This window comes from Pseudomonas sp. PS01300 (assembly GCF_029960155.1).
Lineage (GTDB): Bacteria > Pseudomonadota > Gammaproteobacteria > Pseudomonadales > Pseudomonadaceae > Aquipseudomonas > Aquipseudomonas palmensis.
Genome location: NZ_JASCPN010000048.1, coordinates 1 through 18,060, shown reverse-complemented (window position 1 = coordinate 18,060; position 18,060 = coordinate 1). Strand labels below are relative to the sequence as shown.

Annotated in this window: 14 protein-coding genes; 5 read left to right on the top strand and 9 right to left on the bottom strand. The window is 67.0% G+C overall.

The features are described from left to right. Positions 1-233 precede the first annotated feature (233 nt). The 5 genes from QMX96_RS20000 to QMX96_RS19980 all read left to right on the top strand — a co-directional run bounded on the left by QMX96_RS20000 (position 234) and on the right by QMX96_RS19980 (position 5,442). Positions 234-1,241, top strand: coding sequence for a YCF48-related protein (locus QMX96_RS20000; RefSeq protein WP_236066272.1), 1,008 nt, complete (start codon positions 234-236; stop codon positions 1,239-1,241). Further along, positions 1,238-3,634, top strand: coding sequence for an RND family transporter (locus QMX96_RS19995; protein ID WP_043864634.1), 2,397 nt, complete (start codon positions 1,238-1,240; stop codon positions 3,632-3,634). Before QMX96_RS20000 ends, QMX96_RS19995 begins: the two co-directional genes overlap by 4 nt. Before the next feature lie 132 nt (positions 3,635-3,766). After that, on the top strand, positions 3,767-4,057 hold the full coding sequence (locus tag QMX96_RS19990) for a DUF5629 family protein (RefSeq protein ID WP_058541348.1): 291 nt from the start codon (positions 3,767-3,769) through the stop codon (positions 4,055-4,057). Further along, positions 4,023-5,141 carry a lactonase family protein gene (locus tag QMX96_RS19985; RefSeq protein WP_282362274.1) on the top strand — a complete coding sequence of 373 codons (1,119 nt, stop codon included), beginning with the start codon at positions 4,023-4,025 and terminating at the stop codon, positions 5,139-5,141. The genes QMX96_RS19990 and QMX96_RS19985 overlap by 35 nt, the downstream gene beginning before the upstream one ends. 121 nt (positions 5,142-5,262) lie before the next feature. Continuing rightward, the gene (locus QMX96_RS19980) at positions 5,263-5,442 is read left to right on the top strand and encodes a hypothetical protein (protein ID WP_043864631.1); all 180 of its coding nucleotides are present in this window, start codon (positions 5,263-5,265) and stop codon (positions 5,440-5,442) included. Positions 5,443-5,490: 48 nt separating this feature from the next. Here the strand turns inward: QMX96_RS19980 and QMX96_RS19975 are convergent, their stop codons facing one another. The 9 genes from QMX96_RS19975 to QMX96_RS19935 form a co-directional block, all read right to left on the bottom strand. Beyond that, positions 5,491-6,084 (bottom strand): glutathione S-transferase, encoded by a 594-nt coding sequence (locus QMX96_RS19975; protein ID WP_210014552.1) that lies wholly within the window; start codon positions 6,082-6,084, stop codon positions 5,491-5,493. Then, positions 6,081-9,728 carry an AAA family ATPase gene (locus tag QMX96_RS19970; RefSeq protein ID WP_210014553.1) on the bottom strand — a complete coding sequence of 1,216 codons (3,648 nt, stop codon included), beginning with the start codon at positions 9,726-9,728 and terminating at the stop codon, positions 6,081-6,083. The genes QMX96_RS19975 and QMX96_RS19970 overlap by 4 nt, the downstream gene beginning before the upstream one ends. Next, on the bottom strand, positions 9,725-10,966 hold the full coding sequence (locus QMX96_RS19965) for an exonuclease SbcCD subunit D C-terminal domain-containing protein (protein WP_116055069.1): 1,242 nt from the start codon (positions 10,964-10,966) through the stop codon (positions 9,725-9,727). The genes QMX96_RS19970 and QMX96_RS19965 overlap by 4 nt, the downstream gene beginning before the upstream one ends. 92 nt (positions 10,967-11,058) lie before the next feature. Beyond that, positions 11,059-12,681 (bottom strand): BatD family protein, encoded by a 1,623-nt coding sequence (locus QMX96_RS19960; protein WP_088514246.1) that lies wholly within the window; start codon positions 12,679-12,681, stop codon positions 11,059-11,061. After that, positions 12,678-14,396 (bottom strand): tetratricopeptide repeat protein, encoded by a 1,719-nt coding sequence (locus tag QMX96_RS19955; protein ID WP_078479579.1) that lies wholly within the window; start codon positions 14,394-14,396, stop codon positions 12,678-12,680. Before QMX96_RS19955 ends, QMX96_RS19960 begins: the two co-directional genes overlap by 4 nt. Then, positions 14,393-15,469 carry a VWA domain-containing protein gene (locus QMX96_RS19950; RefSeq protein WP_054916214.1) on the bottom strand — a complete coding sequence of 359 codons (1,077 nt, stop codon included), beginning with the start codon at positions 15,467-15,469 and terminating at the stop codon, positions 14,393-14,395. Before QMX96_RS19950 ends, QMX96_RS19955 begins: the two co-directional genes overlap by 4 nt. Further along, complete coding sequence (locus QMX96_RS19945; RefSeq protein ID WP_116055067.1) at positions 15,462-15,956, bottom strand: DUF4381 domain-containing protein; 495 nt, start codon at positions 15,954-15,956, stop codon at positions 15,462-15,464. The genes QMX96_RS19950 and QMX96_RS19945 overlap by 8 nt, the downstream gene beginning before the upstream one ends. Further along, positions 15,953-16,897: a DUF58 domain-containing protein gene (locus QMX96_RS19940; RefSeq protein ID WP_054916213.1), complete on the bottom strand. Its 945-nt coding sequence runs from the start codon at positions 16,895-16,897 to the stop codon at positions 15,953-15,955. Before QMX96_RS19940 ends, QMX96_RS19945 begins: the two co-directional genes overlap by 4 nt. A 4-nt stretch (positions 16,898-16,901) precedes the next feature. After that, entirely contained in the window at positions 16,902-17,861 is a 960-nt protein-coding gene (locus QMX96_RS19935; protein WP_043864622.1) for a MoxR family ATPase, read from the bottom strand. Positions 17,862-18,060: the final 199 nt, after the last annotated feature.

Genomic DNA, 18,060 nt, shown 5'->3' with positions numbered 1-18,060 from the left:
GCAGGTTGAACAGGGGGCTGGCCTTTTCGGGGCAGCCCCCTTTTTTATGATGAAGGTGCGGGCGGACAACGCGACATCCACGACCCAGAGGCCGCGCTTAACAAAACATAACGCGTTGTACGTTGTCATCCATTTCCAAAGCCTGCTAGCTTGAGGCCAGCATTCGCGGGGCTCTAGATTGCCGCTTCCAGCCCCGCCAGTAGCACCGAATAACAATAATGTGGGAGAGGACTATGAATGTATTCACGGCCAGCGTCTTGCTGAGCCTGGGCCTGGGGCTGTTCGCCGCAACCGCCGGGGCTGCCGATGACGGCCCGACACCGCAGACGGTGTATTCACAGACCTCGAACAAGGCCTCCCACAGCCTGCTGATCGACATCGCCAAGGCCGGGCCGCGCCTGGTGGCGGTGGGCGAACGCGGGCATATCCTCTTCTCCGACGACCAGGGCCAGAGCTGGACCCAGGCCCGCGTCCCCAGCCGCCAACTGCTCACTGCCGTGTACTTCGCCGATGCCAAGCACGGCTGGGCAGTGGGCCATGATGCGCAGATCCTCGCCAGTAGCGACGGCGGCGCCACCTGGAGCAAACAGTTCGAAGACCCGTCCCGCGAATCCCCGCTGCTGGATGTCTGGTTCCAGGACACCCGGCACGGGCTGGCCGTGGGGGCCTATGGCAGCCTGTTCGAAACCACCGACGGCGGCGCGCACTGGCAGGACGTCGCAGAGCGCCTCGACAACCCCGATCAGTACCACCTCAATGGCATCGCTGCCGTGAAGGGCGCGGGCCTGTTCATCGTGGGCGAGCAGGGCAGCATGTTCCGCTCCCGCGATGCCGGGCAGACATGGGAACACCTCGACGGCCCCTACGAGGGCTCGCTGTTCGGAGCGATCGGTACCGCCCGCGCCGATACCCTGCTGGTCTACGGCCTGCGCGGCAACCTGTACCGTTCCAGCGATTTCGGCAGCACCTGGCAGGCCATCGCGCTCCAGGGCGAGCGCGGTGCGCTCGAATTCGGCCTGGCAAGCGCTACGCTACTCGAAGACGGCAGCCTGGTGCTGGTGGGCAACGGCGGCAGCGTGTTGCGCAGCACCGATGACGGCCAGAGCTTCAGCGTGTTCAACCGGCCCGACCGTATCGCCCTTTCGGGCGTGAGCGGCCAGGCCGATGGGCAGCTGATCCTGGTCGGCCAGGGCGGGGCACGCCTGGCTACCGCCACCGGCGCCGCGAGGGCGCAACCATGAGCAGTCAGGAGTCGTTCAACATGCAGCACAACCAGGACAAGGCGAGCCTGCTCGAGCGCCTGATATTCAACAACCGCCCGGCGGTGATCGGCATCTGTGTGCTGGTGAGCCTGTTCCTGTTCTGGCAGGCCATGCTGATTCGCCCGTCCACCAGCTTCGAGAAGATGATCCCGCTGGAGCATCCGTTCATCCAGAACATGATCGAGCACCGCAACGACCTGGCCAACCTGGGCAACACCGTGCGGATCTCGGTGGAGGCCAAGGACGGTGACATCTTCAGCAAGGCGTACATGGAGACCCTGCGCCAGATCCACGACGAGGTGTTCTACATTCCTGGCGTCGATCGTTCGGCGCTCAAGTCGCTGTGGAGCCCCAGCGTGCGCTGGACCGAGGTGACCGAGGAGGGCTTCGCCGGTGGCGAGGTGATCCCGCAGACCTACGACGGTTCGCCCGACAGCCTGGAGCAACTGCGCAACAACGTGCTCAAGTCCGGTCAGGTCGGCCGGCTGGTGGCCAACAACTTCAAGTCGAGCATCGTCGATGTGCCGCTGCTCGAATCCTACCCCGACCCCAACGACCCGGGGCGCCAGATCAAGCTCGACTACCAGGCGTTCTCGCACCAGCTCGAAGACCTGATCCGCAACAAGTTCGAGGCGCAGAACCCCAACGTCAAGATCCACATCGTGGGCTTTGCCAAGAAGGTCGGCGACCTGATCGACGGCCTGATGATGGTGGTGATGTTCTTCGGCATCGCCCTGGTGATCACCTGGGTGCTGCTGTACTGGTTCACCTGGTGCATCCGCAGCACCATTGCCGTGCTCATCACCACCCTGGTGGCGGTGGTGTGGCAACTGGGGCTGATGCACGCGGTGGGCTTCGGGCTCGACCCGTATTCGATGCTGGTGCCGTTCCTGATCTTCGCCATCGGCATCTCCCACGGGGTGCAGAAGATCAACGGCATCGCCTTGCAGTCCAGCGAGGCCGAGAACGCGCTGACTGCGGCGCGGCGTACCTTCCGCCAGCTGTTCCTGCCGGGCATGATCGCCATCCTGGCCGATGCGGTGGGCTTCATCACCTTGCTGATCATCGACATCGGGGTCATCCGTGAACTGGCCATCGGTGCCTCGATCGGCGTGGCGGTGATCGTGTTCACCAACCTGATCCTGCTGCCGGTGGCGATCTCCTATGTGGGCATCAGCAAGAAGGCCATCGAACGCAGCAAGAAGGATGCGACCCGCGAGCATCCGTTCTGGCGCCTGCTGTCCAGCTTCGCCAGCCCCAAGGTGGCGCCGGTGTCGGTGCTGCTGGCGCTGGCGATGTTCGGTGGCGGCCTGTGGTACAGCCAGAACCTGAAGATCGGCGACCTCGACCAGGGTGCGCCGGAGCTGCGTCCGGATTCGCGCTACAACAAGGACAACGCCTTCATCATCGACAACTACTCCACCAGCTCCGACGTGCTGGTGGTGATGGTCAAGACCCCGACCGAAGGCTGCTCGGTGTACAAGACCATGGCGCCGGTCGACGAGCTGATGTGGAAGATGGAGAACACCCCCGGGGTGCAGTCGGCGATCTCGCTGGTGACCGTGTCCAAGCAGATGATCAAGGGCATGAACGAGGGCAACCTGAAATGGGAAAGCCTGTCGCGCAACCCGGACATCCTCAACACCTCGGTGTCGCGTGCCGAGGGCCTGTACAACGCCGACTGTTCGCTGGCGCCGGTGCTGGTGTTCCTCAACGACCACAAGGCCGAGACCCTCGACCGCGTGGTGGATGCGGTCAAGGCATTCGCTGCCGAGCATGACCAGGAGGGCCTGGAGTTCCTGCTGGCGGCGGGCAACGCAGGGATCGAGGCGGCCACCAACGAGGTGATCCGGTCGGCCGAGCTGACCATCCTGATCCTGGTGTACCTGTGCGTGGCGGTGATGTGCATGATCACCTTCCGCTCGTTTGCTGCCACCCTGTGCATCGTGCTGCCGCTGGTGCTGACCTCGGTGCTGGGCAACGCGCTGATGGCGTTCATGGGCATCGGCGTCAAGGTCGCGACCTTGCCGGTGGTGGCGCTGGGCGTGGGCATCGGCGTGGACTACGGGATCTACATCTACAGCCGCCTGGAGAGCTTCCTGCGCGCCGGCCTGCCGTTGCAGGAGGCCTATTACCAGACGCTGCGCTCCACCGGCAAGGCGGTGCTGTTCACCGGGTTGTGCCTGGCGATCGGGGTGTGCACCTGGATTTTCTCGGCTATCAAGTTCCAGGCCGACATGGGCCTGATGCTGACCTTCATGCTGCTGTGGAACATGTTCGGCGCGCTGTGGCTGTTGCCGGCGCTGGCACGCTTCCTGATCAAGCCGGAGAAGATGGCGGGCACCCAGAGCAAGTCGATCTTCGCGCACTGACACACTGCGTCGTTTTCATCGCGGGTCAAGCCCGCTCCCACAATGACTACCGCGGTCCTTGTGGGAGCGGGCTTGACCCGCGATGCTTTTAAGGTTGGGGTATCATGCGTGTTTAATCAGGGATACCCCCCCATGACCACCCTTGCCCAAGCCCTTGAATCCTGCGACATGCTGTTGATCGATGGCCTGCACGCATTCGACTTCACCTTCGACGATACGGGCCTGCGCATCGAATTGATGGACGGCCGTGCGTTGAAGAAATGGCAGTTCAGCCCCGAGCAGATCGGCAACGCGACGCTTGCCGGCGAGCACTGGCAGCTCAGCGACGACACGGGCGAGCATCAACTAGTCTGCATGAGTGCCTTGCGCGCTTCTGAAGAGGACGACGATGAAACGCCAGCTGATGTCCCTGCTGACCGCTAGTGCCATGGCGCTGACGCTCAACGCCCACGGCCATGAACTGCTGGTGGGCACCCATGACGGGATCTACCGCTACCGCTTCGACAGCCAGCGCGGCCAGCTCGACCTCACGCCCCTGCAAGTGCTCAGAAGCAGCAACCCGTCCTGGCTGACGCTGTCGCCGGACCGGCGCAACGTGTTCGCGGTCAACGAGAACGGTGACGGCCAGGGCCAGGTCAGCAGCTTTGCCCGGGCGCATGACAGCGGTGAACTGAGCCTGTCGAGCCAGGTGTCCAGCGACGGTGACGAACCGACCCACTCGAGCCTGAGCCTGGATGGGCGTTATCTGTTCGTGGCCAACTACGGCGTCAAGCCTGAGCCGGGCGGCAGCCTCAGCGTGTTGCCGGTCGCCGCCGATGGCCGTTTGTCGGCGTCGGTGCAGCAGGTGCGCCATGTGGCCAGCGGGGTGAACCCCGAGCGCCAGGCCGGGCCGCATGTGCATTCGGTGGTGCCGTCCCCGGACGGGCGATACCTGTTTGCCAGCGACCTTGGCGCCGACCAGGTGATCGGCTACCGCTACCAGCCCCAGACCCCGACCCGGCCACTGGGCGCGGCAACCCCGGTCGTCCTGCCGCCGGGCAGCGGGCCGCGTCACCTGGCGTTCGGTCCAAACGGCAAGCATGCCTACCTGACCCTGGAAATGAGTGCACAGCTGGTGGTGTTCGACTACCAAGACGGCACCCTGAGCCAGCGCCAGATCCTGCCGTTGACCGAACAGGCCGATGCCGCGGCCAAGGCGGCCAGCGCGGTGCATGTGTCCGCCGACGGGCGCTTCGTGTACGTGAGCAACCGCGGCACCCGCAACGAACTGATCGTGTTCGCCATCGACCGTCAGGATGGCAGCCTGCGCCAGGTGCAGCGCCGTTCGGTGGAGGGTGATCACCCGCGCGAGTTCACCCTGGACCCGACCGGGGGCTACGTGCTGGTCGGCAACCAGCAGAGCAACCAGATCGTGGTGATCCGGCGCGATGCGCAGACCGGCCTGCTGGGCGAGGTGGTGCAGACGCTGGCACTGCAATCGCCTTCGGACCTCAAGTTCGTCGACTGAACTATCAATCGCCTTGATATTCGCTACTGGCGCAATGAATTTTTCAGTGCGCCGGCAGCGGCGTAGGTTTGAACCACGGCCCAACCGGCCACTTCAACCTGACGCTTTCGAGGGCATTGCCATGAACTTCAATCTTTTTTCGGTTATCGCGGCTTCGGCCATTTCTGCCTCTGTGGTGCTGCCTGCCGGCGCCCAGGTCGAGATCCGCGAGAAAAAATCCTCCACCCCGAGCTACACCCAGAAGTACCTGCAGCAAAGCGCGAATTTCTATGCGGCGCTGGATCACAAGGTCCAGCACTGATCGTTTCCGGTGCTGACCTTGTAGCGTCAGTACCGGCCCCTTCGCTGGTCAGCGTGCCATGATCGCCTTGAACAGCACCGACTCCAGCCACCCCTGCAACCACACGCGCAAGCGCGGGTAGGGCGCTGTGGCAAACCAGTCAGGCTCGACCCCGGCAAACTGGCGAACGAATGGCATCAGCGCCACGTCCGCGATGCTCGGGTGCGCCGCCACCAGGTAGGCCTGCCGCTCGAGACGCTGTTCCAGGTCCAGCAGTACCGCCTCGGCCAGCGCGCGATACGTCTCGCGCGACTGCTCCGGGTAACGCTCGGCATACTTGTAGTGATTGAGCTGCTGCTTGAACAGCGTGTCATTGCGCTCGATCAGTTGCGTGGCCTGCTGCGCTGCGTTCGGGTCGTCCCGCAGCGCCCAGTTTTGCGGATCATGCCGGGCCAGCGCCCAGTGCATGATCTGCAGGCTTTCCTCCAGTACCTCACCGTCCACGCTCAACACCGGCACCGTGCCCTTGGGCGACAGCGCCAGCATGTCGGCCGGCTTGGCCTTCAGGCTCACTTCGCAGATCTGCACCGGGCAACCGGCGTAGCGCAAGGCCATGCGCGCACGCATCGCGTAGGGGCAGCGGCGGAACGAATACAGGATCATCCGCTGACCTCCACCGTGCTCAACCCATTGCCCTGGCGCCGCACCTGGATCTGCACCGGGATCCGCTCATGCATTTCCTGCACGTGGGAGATCACCGCCACCTTGCGGCCCTGGGCCTGCAGGCCGTCCAGCGCGTCCATGGCCAGTTGCAGCGACTCCGGGTCGAGGCTGCCGAAGCCTTCGTCGATGAACAGCGACTCGATGCGCAAGGTGCTCGAGGCCATCGAGGCCAGGCCCAGCGCCAGTGCCAGCGACACCAGGAAGGTCTCGCCGCCGGACAGCGAGTGCACCGAACGCAGTTCGTCGCCCATCTCGGTATCCAGTACCAGCAGCCCCAGCGCGCTGCCGCCACGCTTGAGCCGGTAGCGCCGCGCCAGCTGGCGCAACTGGGCGTTGGCGTGGTGCACCAACAGATCGAGGTTGTAGCCCTGGGCGATCTTGCGGAACACGTCGCCGGTGGCCGAGCCGATCAGCGCGTTCAGGCGTGCCCAGCGCTGCCATTGGGCATGGGCCTGGGCGATGCGCTCGGCCAGGGCCTGGTTGGCCAGTTGCCGGCGCTGGTCGTCGGCCTGCTCGGCGCGCAGTTCGGCGCACTGCTGTTCGCTGATCACCAGGTGTTGCTGCAGCTCGCTCAGCGCCTGCTCCAGCTGCTCGGCGGGTACCTCGCCGCTGGCCTGGGCCTGATGCTGCTGCAGGCGCTGTTCGCGCTCTGCGACGAGCACGCCGGCCTGCTCGATGGCCTTTTCTGCCTGTTGCAGGCGCTGGCGCAGTTGACTGACCTGCTCGTCATCCACCGCCAGCAGCTGGTCCAGCCCGGCATCGTCGAGTTCCGGGTGACCCTGGCGCCATTGCCCGATGGCGTGGTCGAGCTGCTGGCTTTCCTGCTCCAGGGCGCCCAGACGCTGTTCGTCTGCCTTGAGTTCGGCAGCCCGCTCGATGGCCTGGGCCTGGGCCTGCTGCAACTGCTGGCCGGTCGTTGCCTGCGCGCTGCGCGCTGCCTCGACCTGCTGTTCCAGGTGCTGCTGCCAGTGCTCGGCACCGGCATGCTCGCCAATCAGCGCGGTCAGGGCGTCGCGGGCCTGTTGCTGCTGGGTGCGCAGTGCATCGACCTGTTGCTGCACGGCCTGATGGCTGAGTTCAAGCGCCTGTTGCTGCACCTGGGTCTTTTCAAGCTGCTGCTGACGCTCGGCGTGCTCCTGCTGCTCGTCCTTTTGCCGGCCCAGCAGCTCCAGGCGCTGGGCCAGTTGCTGGTCCAGTTGCAGGAAGGTCGCGGCGGGCTCCCGGCGCAAGGCATCGAGAATGTCGCCTGGCAGCAGCGTGGCGAAGCCGGCCAGCGCCTGCTCCAGGTGTTCGTCGTCGGCCTGCAGCGCATGCTGTTGCTGGCTCAGGTGCTGCGCGGCCTGCTGGTTCGCCTCGACGCTCGCCTGCACCTGCTGCTGCACACGGGCGGCGTCTTTCTGCAGGGTCAGCAGGGTAGCGAGGCGTTGCTCGTCGCGGGCGATGTCGTCGTTCAGGCGGCGTAGCTGATGCTCCAGCCAGGCCGAGCGCTCGCCCACATCCTGTGCCGAGAGTTGCGCATACAGCGCGTGCGCCTCCAGGCCAGGAGCCAGTGCCTGCTGCTGGACGGCCAGTTGTTCCTGCTGGTGCAGGTACTCCTTGATCTGGCCATTCACGCCGCCCAGGGTGCTGCGCAGTTCGTCGAGCTTGAGCTTGAGCGCCTCCACCGCCTGCAGGGCGCCGGCCTCTTCAGTCTGGTCGTGCCGGCCGAGGCTTTGCAGCAGGGCTTCGGGCTGGTGATAGGGGTGCTCCTGGCTGCCACACACCGGGCAGGGCTGGTCGTCCTGCAACTGCGCGCGCAGTTCCTCGACGCTGGCGCTGCGGGCCAGGCGCTGACGTTCGAGCACCTGGCGGGTGACCTGCAGGGCCTGTTCGGCGGCGGTCAGCTCGGTCTTGCCCTGCAGGCCTTCGGCGATCAGGCCTTCACGCTGTTGCTGGGCTGCCTGCTGGCGCTCGCGCAGGGCCTGGGCGCGTTGCGTCAGCTCCTGCTGGCTGGCCCACAGGCGGGACAGCTCTTCGACGGCGCGCTGCTGCTTGCGGTTGTCCTGCAGCAGGGTGCCGAGCAGGTCGATCTGTTCGGCCAGCGCCTCGGGCTCGGCGCCGGCCTCGTGGTAGAGCAGGGCCAGGCTTTCACGGTGTGCCTGCAACTGGCGTGCGCACTCATCGGCGCGCTGCTGCAGGCCGGGCAGCTCCTCGCGGCCCTGGCTGAGGCGGTTGCCGACCAGCATCAGTTGCTGCAACTGGGCGCGGTAGGCGTTCCAGGCATCACCGATGCTGGCCAGGTGAGCGCTCTGGCTCAACTGCTCGTCGACCTGGGCCAGGCGCTGGTGGGTGAGCTGCTGGCGCTCGATCAGCGCCTGGATCTGCTGCTGGCCTTGGCGACTGGCTTGTTCGGCGTGCTGACATTGAACGTTGCGCTGGTCAAGTTCCTGCTCCAGGCGCGCCAGCGTCTGCTGCTCGGCGAAGGCCTGGCGCAGCAGCGGCGCGCACTCGGTCTGCCGGGCCAGGGCCGTGGCCAGGTGCTCACCGGCGGCTTGCTGCGCCTGTTCAAGCTGCTGCAGGCGTTGCTGCAACGCGGCCTGCTGCTGGCGTTGCTGCTGGATGCTCGCTGCCAGTGGGCTGAGCTGGCTGGCCAGCTCCCGCTGGCGGGCGAACTGATGGCGCTGCGGGGCGAGTTGTTCGAGGCGGCTCAGGTTCAGGCGTTCGCCCTGCAACTGCGTCCACTGTTGCTGCGCGCTGTGCAACTGCTCGCTGGCGGCGGCCTGCTGGTCCTGCAACTGCTTGAGTTCGGCGAACCAGCTGCGCTGCTGTTCGAGCAGGCGCAGGCGGGCCTGTTCGGCCTTGAGCTGGCGCTGCGCCTCGGCGAGGCGCTGGTCGAGCTCGGCGCGTGCCTCCTCGGCCATCGGCATCACGCCCTGGGCCTGGTCGGTGAGCGCCTTGTGCGCCTCTTCGGCCTCCTTGCTCTTGCTGTAGGCGCGCCGGCCCAGCTGGCTGTAGATGGCGGTGTTGGTGAGCTTTTCGAGCAGTTCGCTGCGTTCCTTGTCGTCGGCCTTGAGGAACGCGCTGAATTCGCTCTGCGCCAGCATCACGGCGCGGGTGAACTGTTCGAAGTTCAGGCCCAGGCGGGCCTCGATCATCTGCTCGTATTCGCGCTTGCTCTGGTTGCTCAGCAACTGGTTGCTGTCCAGGTCGTGCAGGCTCTGGCGGCTGCCCTGCAACTTGCCGGTGGGTTTGTCACGGGCGCGGTTGGCTTCCCAGCGCGCGCGGTAATGGCGCCCGTCGATGCCGACGAAGTCGACTTCGGCAAAGCCGCTGCCGGTGCCGCGGCGCAGCAGGGTGCGCGGGTCGCTGGTGAGTATTTCGCTGTCGACCTCGGGCAGCTTGGTCTCGCGGCCGATGTTGTTCAGCCGCGGCACCGCGCCGAACAGCGCCAGGCACAAGGCGTCGAGCAGGGTGCTCTTGCCGGCCCCGGTCGGCCCGGTGATGGCGAACAGGCCGGCGCTGGCCAGCGGCTCGCAGGTGAAGTCGATCTCGAACGGGCCGGCCAGGGAGGCGAGGTTCTTCAGGCGAATGGCAAGAATCTTCATGGCTGTTCCTCCTCCTGCTGCACGTCCTGCAACAGCAGGGCGAAGTCGGCCAGGGTCTGTTCGTCGACGCCGGTGCCGTAGGCCTGTTCCCAGGCACGGCTGAACAGGTCGTGGGGGCTGAGCTGGCCCAGCTCGATCAGGCGGGTGTCGTCCTCGCCGTCGCTGGCGCCGGTGCCGGCGTATTCGGCGGCGATGCGTACCAGGCGCACGGCCTTGCCTTGCAGGCAGGCTTCGAGCTGCTGGCGCAGGTCGGGCTGCGGTTCGTCCAGGCGCACCCGCACCTCCAGCCAGGGCTGGCGCTGCGGGTCGTCGAGCAGGTCGACCTGGGGCAGTTGCCCGAGTTGTTCGAGAATCTCCACCAGCGGCGCCGGGCCCAGGCGTTGCAGGGGCACGGCACGCGGTATCAGGCGCGGTTCGACACTGGTCAGGGTGGCGCCGTCGAGTTCGACTTCGAGGATCTGGTGCTGATAGCCGATTTCGGAGAACGACAGCGGAATCGGCGAGCCGCTGTAGCGGATGCGGTCTTCGCGGTTGACCTTCTGCGGCTTGTGCAGGTGGCCCAGGGCAACGTAGCTGATCTGGCTGCCGAACAGGCTGGCGGGCAGGGCCTCGGCATTGCCGATGATCAGGCTGCGCTCGGAGTCTTCTGATACCGAGCCGCCGGCCATGTGTGCGTGGCTCACGGCGATCAGCGCCTGGCCAGGCTTGCGTTGCTTGAGGGCGGCCTCGATCAGCCATTCGTGCACCTGGCCGATGCCGCGCAGGTAGTCGTCACCCAGGTGCGCACCGGTGACTTCGGCCGGGCGCAGGAAGGGCAGGGCCAGGCACCAGGCGGTCACCTTGCCCTTGGCGTTGGTCAGCGGCACCAGCAGGCGCTCGCTGTCGAGCTGGCCGTCGTCGAGCCAGTGCACGCGACCCAGGGCGTAGGTCCTGAGACGGCGCATCAGCGGTGCGGGCAATTCGATGCGCGAGCCGGAGTCGTGGTTGCCGGCGATCATCACGATGTTCAGCCTGGGCTGCTGTTCGTGGGCCTGGACGATGAAGTCGTAGAGGCGCTCCTGGGCTTTGACCGGCGGGTTGACGGTGTCGAAGATGTCGCCGGCAATCAGCAGCGCGTCAGGCTGGCGCAGCTTGAGCTGGCCGAGCAGCCAGTCGAGAAAGCAGGCATGTTCGAAGTCGCGCTCCTGGCCATGCAGGGTTTGCCCCAGGTGCCAGTCGGAGGTGTGAAACAGACGCATTGGAAGTCCCGTGAAGGTCGAGCCGGTAGCCGGCTATGGTAACGCGGGTGGCAGGTTTTGGGGGCTGCGATAGCCCCTGCGCAGGCGCCGCGTTATTTGGGATAGAGCGGCGGCAGGCTGCCGTTCTCGGCGGCGCTCGGCTGCGCCTGCTCGGCTGCGGGAATGGTGCCGATCGCCCGCCACAGTTCATCGCCCTGCCAGTATTGCCCGCTCTCGCTGTACAGCGCGCCGTTGAGCCCGTCCAGCGCATCCGACAGCGGCACGAAGCGCGCCGCCATCTCGGCCAGGGTCTCGGGCTGCTGGCGGGCCCAGGCATCCAGCGCCTGGCGGGTGGCCTGCGGGTCGTTGGCCTGACAGGCACGCTTGAGGTCGTCGAGCAGGGTGCGCGGGCTCGGCCCGCTCTGCGCCGCACGCATTACCGCCGGCTGCGAGCGTGCGCGCCACCACAGGGCGAAGCCGAGCAGGGTGGTCAGGGCCAGCAGCAGCGTGCTCAGTTGCCACGGCCATAGCGGCCGGTTCTCGAGGTTGACGACGCTGGCCGGGGTGTCTGCCGTGAGGGCGGGGTTGTCTTCGATCTTCAACCCGCGCGCCGGCAGGCTGGTGCGCTCCACGTGCTGTTCGCGGGTGTTCCACCACACCACCTCGAGGCTCGGCAGTTCCAGTGCGCCACTGTGGGTCGGCACCAGCGCCTCGCGTTCCTCGCGCAGGCCTACCAGCCCGCGTTCGCTGACCTCTTCACGCAGTTGCGGCTGATCCGGGTAACGGCGCAGGCCGTTGACTTCGGTGGCGGGCAGCGGTGGCAGTTGCGCACTGGACAGCCCGTCGGCGCTGAGGATCACGCTGCGCGTCAGCGAGTCGCCGATCTGGGTCGGGGTCTGCGCCGGGTCCGGGCTCCAGCGTTCCTCAAGGCTCAGGCTGCGTGCCGGCAGCCACGGCTGGTCGGCGGGGTACTCGGCCGGTATCGGCAGCACCTGCAAGGGCAGCGGCGTGGAACTGACCCGTACCTGCTTGCCACGTGCCGCGCCGCTGTCGCCCTGGGCCGGCTCGTCGGCGCTGGTGGCGCTGAAGGTCAGGGCGGGTATGCTCAGTGCGCCGCTTTGCTGGGGGAAGATCGCGTAGCGCATCTCGATCACGCCAAAGCGCACGCCGTTGATCAGTTTTTCATAGGTGCGCGACTCGCCCAGCGGTTCGACCCGGGCATTGGCGATCACCAGCGGGCTGAGGCTGCTGTCATCGTAAAGCGACACCGAGTGGTAGATGCGCAGGGTCAGTACGGCCTGGGCCTGCACGTACACGCTGTCTGCGTCCAGGCTGGCATCGATGCTCACCGGCGCCTGGCTGATGTCGCTGGCCGCCTCGGCCGGCAGTACCTGCAACGTCACCGGCTGGCTCTGCGCCTCGCCCAGGTGCAGCACCGGCACCTGGACCGTGCCGCTCTGGCGCGGGCGCAGGGTGATGATCCAGCGGGTATTGGCCTGGGTCTGGCCGTCGAGGCTCTTGAGGCTGTTGACCTGGCGCGTGTCGCGCACTTCGAAGTCGGCCTGCAGCGGGGTCAGGTCGGGCTTGCCGAACTGGGTCACGTCTTCGATTTCCAGGGTCAGCTCCAGGGTTTCGCCCGCGATCAGGCGGCTGCGGTCGACGCTGGCGAGCAGCGTCGCCGCCTGCACCTGCAGGGCGAACAAGAAGCTGAAAACCAGGGCGCAGACGCGGATCATTTGGGGCTTTCCTGATGCAGTTGCTGTTCGTACCAGAACTTGCGGCGCAACAGCTCGGACGGGTTGTCCGGGATCTGGCGCAGCCATTGTTCCAGGGCCTGGCGCTGCTCGGCATCCAGGCTGCTGTCGACGGGGCGCTGCGGTGGCCGGGTGGTGTCTTCGTCCGGCGGCTCGCTGGCGTTGTGCGCGTGCTCTGGCGCGGTGGCGGTGTCTTCGCCGGCGCCGGCCTTGGCATCGCCCTGGCTGCTGTCGCTGCTGTTCGATTGCTGGCCGTTGCTGGCCGAATCGGTCGGCAGGTCGGGCCGGCCCTGAGGCGGGTCTTCGGTGGCCGGCGGTTGCTGGGGCTGTTCGGGCTGGCGGCGCAGCAGTTGCTCGACCAGATCCTTGTTGGCCTGGGCCGCTTCCAGCTCGGGCTCCAGCTCCAGGGCCTGCTCCCAGGCATCCACGGCCGCCTCCAGTTCGCCGCTGCGGGCCAGGGCATTGCCGCGATTGTAATGGGCGCTGGCGCTGCTGGCCCGTGCGAATTCACGGGCGGCGCCAGCATAGTCGCCAGCCTGGTACAGCGCCATGCCTTTCCATTGCGGGTCTTCGAAGTGGCGGGCGGCCTCGGCCGGACGCTGCTGTTCGAGCAGGCGCTGGCCCTGCTGGTCGGGACGCAGCCACAGGTCGTTGAAGGTGAAGGCGTAGCTCGGTTGCGGCAGCAGGCCGAGCAGCAGCGGCAGGCAGAACAGCCAGCCACGCCGGCCAGCGCACGCGGCCAGCAGCAGTAGCGGGATCAGCAGCCAGTAGCCCTGGTCGGCCCAGCTGTCCAGTTGCAGGGTCTGGCCGTCGGCGCGCAGCGCCTGGGGATTGTCGAACAGGCCCAGGCCGCGCAGGTCGAGGTCGTCGATGCGCGCCTTGCGGTAACGCCCGCCGGTACTGTTGATGAAGGCCTTGAGCTCGGCGCTGTCCAGGCGCGGAACCAGGATTGCCCCGTCCACGTCCTTGAGGTATTCGCCGTTGGTCTGCCTGACCGGCGCGCCTTCGGGGGTGCCCACGCCCAGCATCAGCAGCTTGGGACCATGACGCCCCAGTGCCTGGGTGATGCCCTGACGTTCCTGCGGGCTGAGCGAGGAGCCGATCAGCAGCAGGCGCCCCTGGCCCAGCGCGCCCTGGGCCAGCAGTGCCAGCGCCTTGCGTACCGCCAGGTCGGCGCGCTGACCAGGTTGCGGCATGATGGCGGGGTCCAGGGCGTCGAGCAGGTTGCGGCTGGTGGCCAGGTCGTCGGACAGTGGCACCAGGGTGTGTGCGCTGCCGGCATACACGATGATCGCGGTCTGGCTGTCGCGGCGGTGTTCGAGCAGGTCGAGCAGCTTGCGTCTGGCCTGCTGCAGGCGGTTGGGCGGGGTGTCGTCGGCGAGCATCTGCGGGGTCAGTTCGAGCATGACCACCAGCGGGTCGGCGGCGCGCTGGCGGGTCTCTTCCAGGCGCTCCCAGCTGGGGCCGACCAGGGCCAGCACGGCCAGCAGCCAGGCCAGGCCCAGGGCGATCCACGGCAGCTTGCTGTCGCGGCCATTGCCGCCGCCCAGCAGCACGGCATGGAACGCCGCGGGCAGGATCATCTGCCAGCGTCCGGCGCGCTTTTGCCGGTGCCACAGCTTCCACAGCAGCCAGCCGAGCAGCGGCAGCAGCAACAGCCAGGCCGGGCGCAACCATTGGGGCCAGAGCTCGATCATCGACGCCTCCGCAGGCGCAGGCGCTTGAGGCGCTCGCGCCATTCGGGATGCGGCTGCAGAAAGTGCGGCCGGCGCAGCAGGCGTTGCAGCAGGTTGTCGGGCCAGCGATCGCGCACCACCAGCAGTACGCTCAGGCCCAGCGCCAGGGCCAGCGGCCAGCTGTACAGGGCATGCGCGGTACGCGCCTGGGTCGGTTGCTGGGCTACCGGCTCGAGGCGGTCGAGGGTCTGGCCGATGGCGTTGAGTTCGTTGCCGTCGCGGGCGCGGAAGTAGGCGCCGTGGGTGACCTCGGCGATCTCCCTGAGCGAGGCTTCGTCCAGGTCCAGGCTCGGGTTGAGCCCGAGCATGCCGGCGGTGCCGGTTTCGTCCGGGTCGGCGCCGATGCCGATGGTGTAGATCCTGATGCTTTCCTGGGCGGCCAGGCGCGCGGCGGTCAGCGGATGGATCTGCCCGCCGTTGTTGGCGCCATCGGTCAGCAGAATCAGCACGCGGCTTTGCGCAGGGCGCATGCGCAGGCGCTTGACCGCCAGGCCGATGGCATCGCCAATGGCGGTGTTCTTGCCGGCGATACCGATCTGCGCCTCGTCGAGAAAGCTGCGCACGGTGCGTCGGTCGAACGTCAGCGGGGCCTGCAGGTAGGCCTGGCTGCCGAACAGGATGAGCCCCACGCGGTCGCCTTCACGCGCTTGCAGAAAGTCGCCCATCAGTTGCTTGACCAGGGTCAGGCGGCTGACGTCCTCGTCGTCCCAGCGCATGTCGGGGAAGTCCATCGAGCCGGATACATCCACCGCCACCAGCAGGTCGCGCCCACTGGCGGCCACCGGCAGCGGCTCGCCCAGCCATTGCGGGCGTGCGGCGGCGCACAGCAACAGCAGCCACACCAGCACGAACGGCGCCTGCTGGCGCCAGGTCGGCAGGTTGAGCCGCGCGCGGCGCCCGGCCAGGCCTTCGAGCTCGTCCAGAAAGCTCACCTTGAGCACCGGTTCGCCGCTGTCGGCGGCCGGCAGCAGCAGACGGGCCAGCCACGGCAGCGGCAACAGCGCGAAGACCCACGGCCAGGCCAGTTCAAACATGTTTGCGAATCCAGGTGTCGACCGCCTGGTTGAGCCCGGCGATGGCCTTGTCGTCAAGCCGGCACACGGGCTTGTAGGCGCCTTCCACCAGTACCATCCAGCGGGTCAGGCCGGCGGCCGGGCAGCGGTTGTCGAGAAACGCCAACCACTTGCGCCCGTTGAGGGTGTGACTGTGGCTGTCGGGGTAGTGGTTGCGGCACAGGCGTTTGAGCAGGGCGTTGATCTGCTGCAGCCAGGCACCGGCCGGTGCGCCGTCGTAGGGCTTGGGCAGCGCCGCCAGCTCTGCCAGGGCGGCGATGCGGATCGGTTCCAGCGGTTGTTCGGCGCGTGGCAGCGGAGCCTTGCGCGGGCGCCAGTGACGCAGCCGCCACAGGCCCCAGGCGAGCACGGGCAGCAATGCCAGCAGCACCCACCAGCCCGGCGCGGGCGGCCACGCGCCGATGGGGGCGGGGGCGATCAGCGGTTGCAGTGCGTCCAGTGGGTTCATCGGCTTTTACCCGAGCGTTGCGGGTCGAGGTATTCGCGCAGTTGCTCGATCATTTCGCTCTGGGTGCTCAAGGGCATCAGCACCACGCGCAGTTTCTGGGCCAGCAGTTCCCAGCGTTCGATGCGTGCCTCGCTCTGCTGGCGATAGCTCTTGCGCAGGTTGGCATCCAGGGTATCGAGCTCCAGCTGTGCGCCGCGCTGGGCAAAGCGCAACAAGCCGGCGGCGGGCAGGGCGTGGTCGAGTGGGTCGGACACCGGCAGCAGCAGCAGGTCGCAGTGGCGCGCCAGCAGGCTCATCTGTTGCTCCACCCCGGGGGTGAGCGCGCGTTCGTCGCAGATCACGATGGCCAGGCTGCCCGGGCGCAGCACTTCGCGGGCGCGGCGCAGGGCGATGTTGAGGTTGTCGCCCTGGGGCTGGGCCTCGGTGTGCAGCGACTGGTTGACCCGCGCCAGGCGGTTGAGCAGTTGCAGCAGGCTCTGCTTGCTGCGCCGTGGCTTGATTTCATAGTGCTCGTTGTCGCCGAACACCAGGCCGCCGATGCGGTCGTTGTGGCCCAGCGCGGCCCAGCCGATCAGGGCGGCGGCCTGGGCGGCAAGTACCGACTTGAACATCAGCCCGGAGCCGAAGAACAGGCGTCGGCTCTGTTCGACCAAAATGAAGATGGGCCGCTCGCGCTCTTCGTGGAACAGCTTGGTGTGGGGTTCCTGGGTGCGGGCGGTGACTCGCCAGTCGATGTTGCGCACATCGTCGCCGGCCTGGTAAACGCGCACCTGGTCGAAGTCCACGCCGCGCCCGCGCAGGCGCGAGTGATGCAGGCCCACCAGCGGGCTGCGTTGCCCGGGGGCGGAGAACAGCTGCACCTCGCGCACGCGATGACGCATCTCGATCAGCTCGGAAAGGCCGATGCGGATGCCGGGCTCGGCCTGCGCTGAAAGAGGCATGGCTTCAGGCCACGGCGACGACGTCGAGGATGCGCTGGATCACCCGGTCCTGGTCGATACCGGCCGCTTCGGCCTCGAACGAAAGAATGATGCGGTGGCGCAGCACGTCGAACAGCACCGCCTGGATGTCTTCGGGGCTGACGAAGTCGCGTCCGGCCAGCCAGGCGTGGGCGCGTGCGCAGCGGTCCAGGGCAATGGAGCCCCGCGGGCTGGCGCCGTAGGCGATCCAGTCGCCGAGTTCGGCGTCGTACTTGGCACCGGTGCGGGTGGCCATCACCAGTTGCACCAGGTACTCCTCCACTGCGTCGGCCATGTACAGGCCGAGGATCTCCTTGCGTGCGGCGAAGATCGCCTGCTGGCTGACCCGGCGTTCGGGCTTGGTTTCGCCGTTGAGCGCCTCGCCGCGCGCCTGCTGCAGAATGCGCCGCTCCACGGCGGCATCGGGAAAGCCAATTTTCACGTGCATCAGGAAACGGTCGAGCTGGGCTTCGGGCAGCGGGTAGGTGCCTTCCTGCTCGATGGGGTTCTGCGTGGCCATCACCAGGAACAGGGGCGACAGCTCGTAGGTGCTGCGCCCCACGCTGACCTGGCGCTCGGCCATGGCCTCGAGCAGGGCCGACTGGACCTTGGCCGGGGCGCGGTTGATTTCGTCGGCCAGCACCAGGTTGTGGAAGATCGGACCCTGCTGGAACACGAAGCTGCCGGTTTCAGGGCGATAGATTTCGGTGCCGGTGATGTCGGCGGGCAGCAGGTCGGGGGTGAACTGGATGCGGTGGAACTGCGCCTCGACGCCTTCGGCGAGTTCCTTGATGGCCTTGGTCTTGGCCAGGCCCGGCGCACCCTCCACCAGCATATGACCATCGGCGAGCAGCACGATGAGCAGGCGCTCGACCAGTTTTTCCTGGCCAAGAATCTGGGTGGAGAGAAAGGTGCGCAGCGCGATGAGCGCTTCACGATGTTCCATCGGGACGGTTCCTGGGCGTGCGCCCGGGGGGAGGGCAACAACGCCCGGGCAGGGGCTGATACTTTAATCCATCCGGGGGTGCGGCGACTAATGGTGGGTGGGTAAATTTGAGCGCAGATCACAAATCATCGGTGCCGCCATCGCGGGTCAAGCCCGCTCCCACAAGGTCGGCGCTGTTCTTGTGGGAGCGGGCTTGACC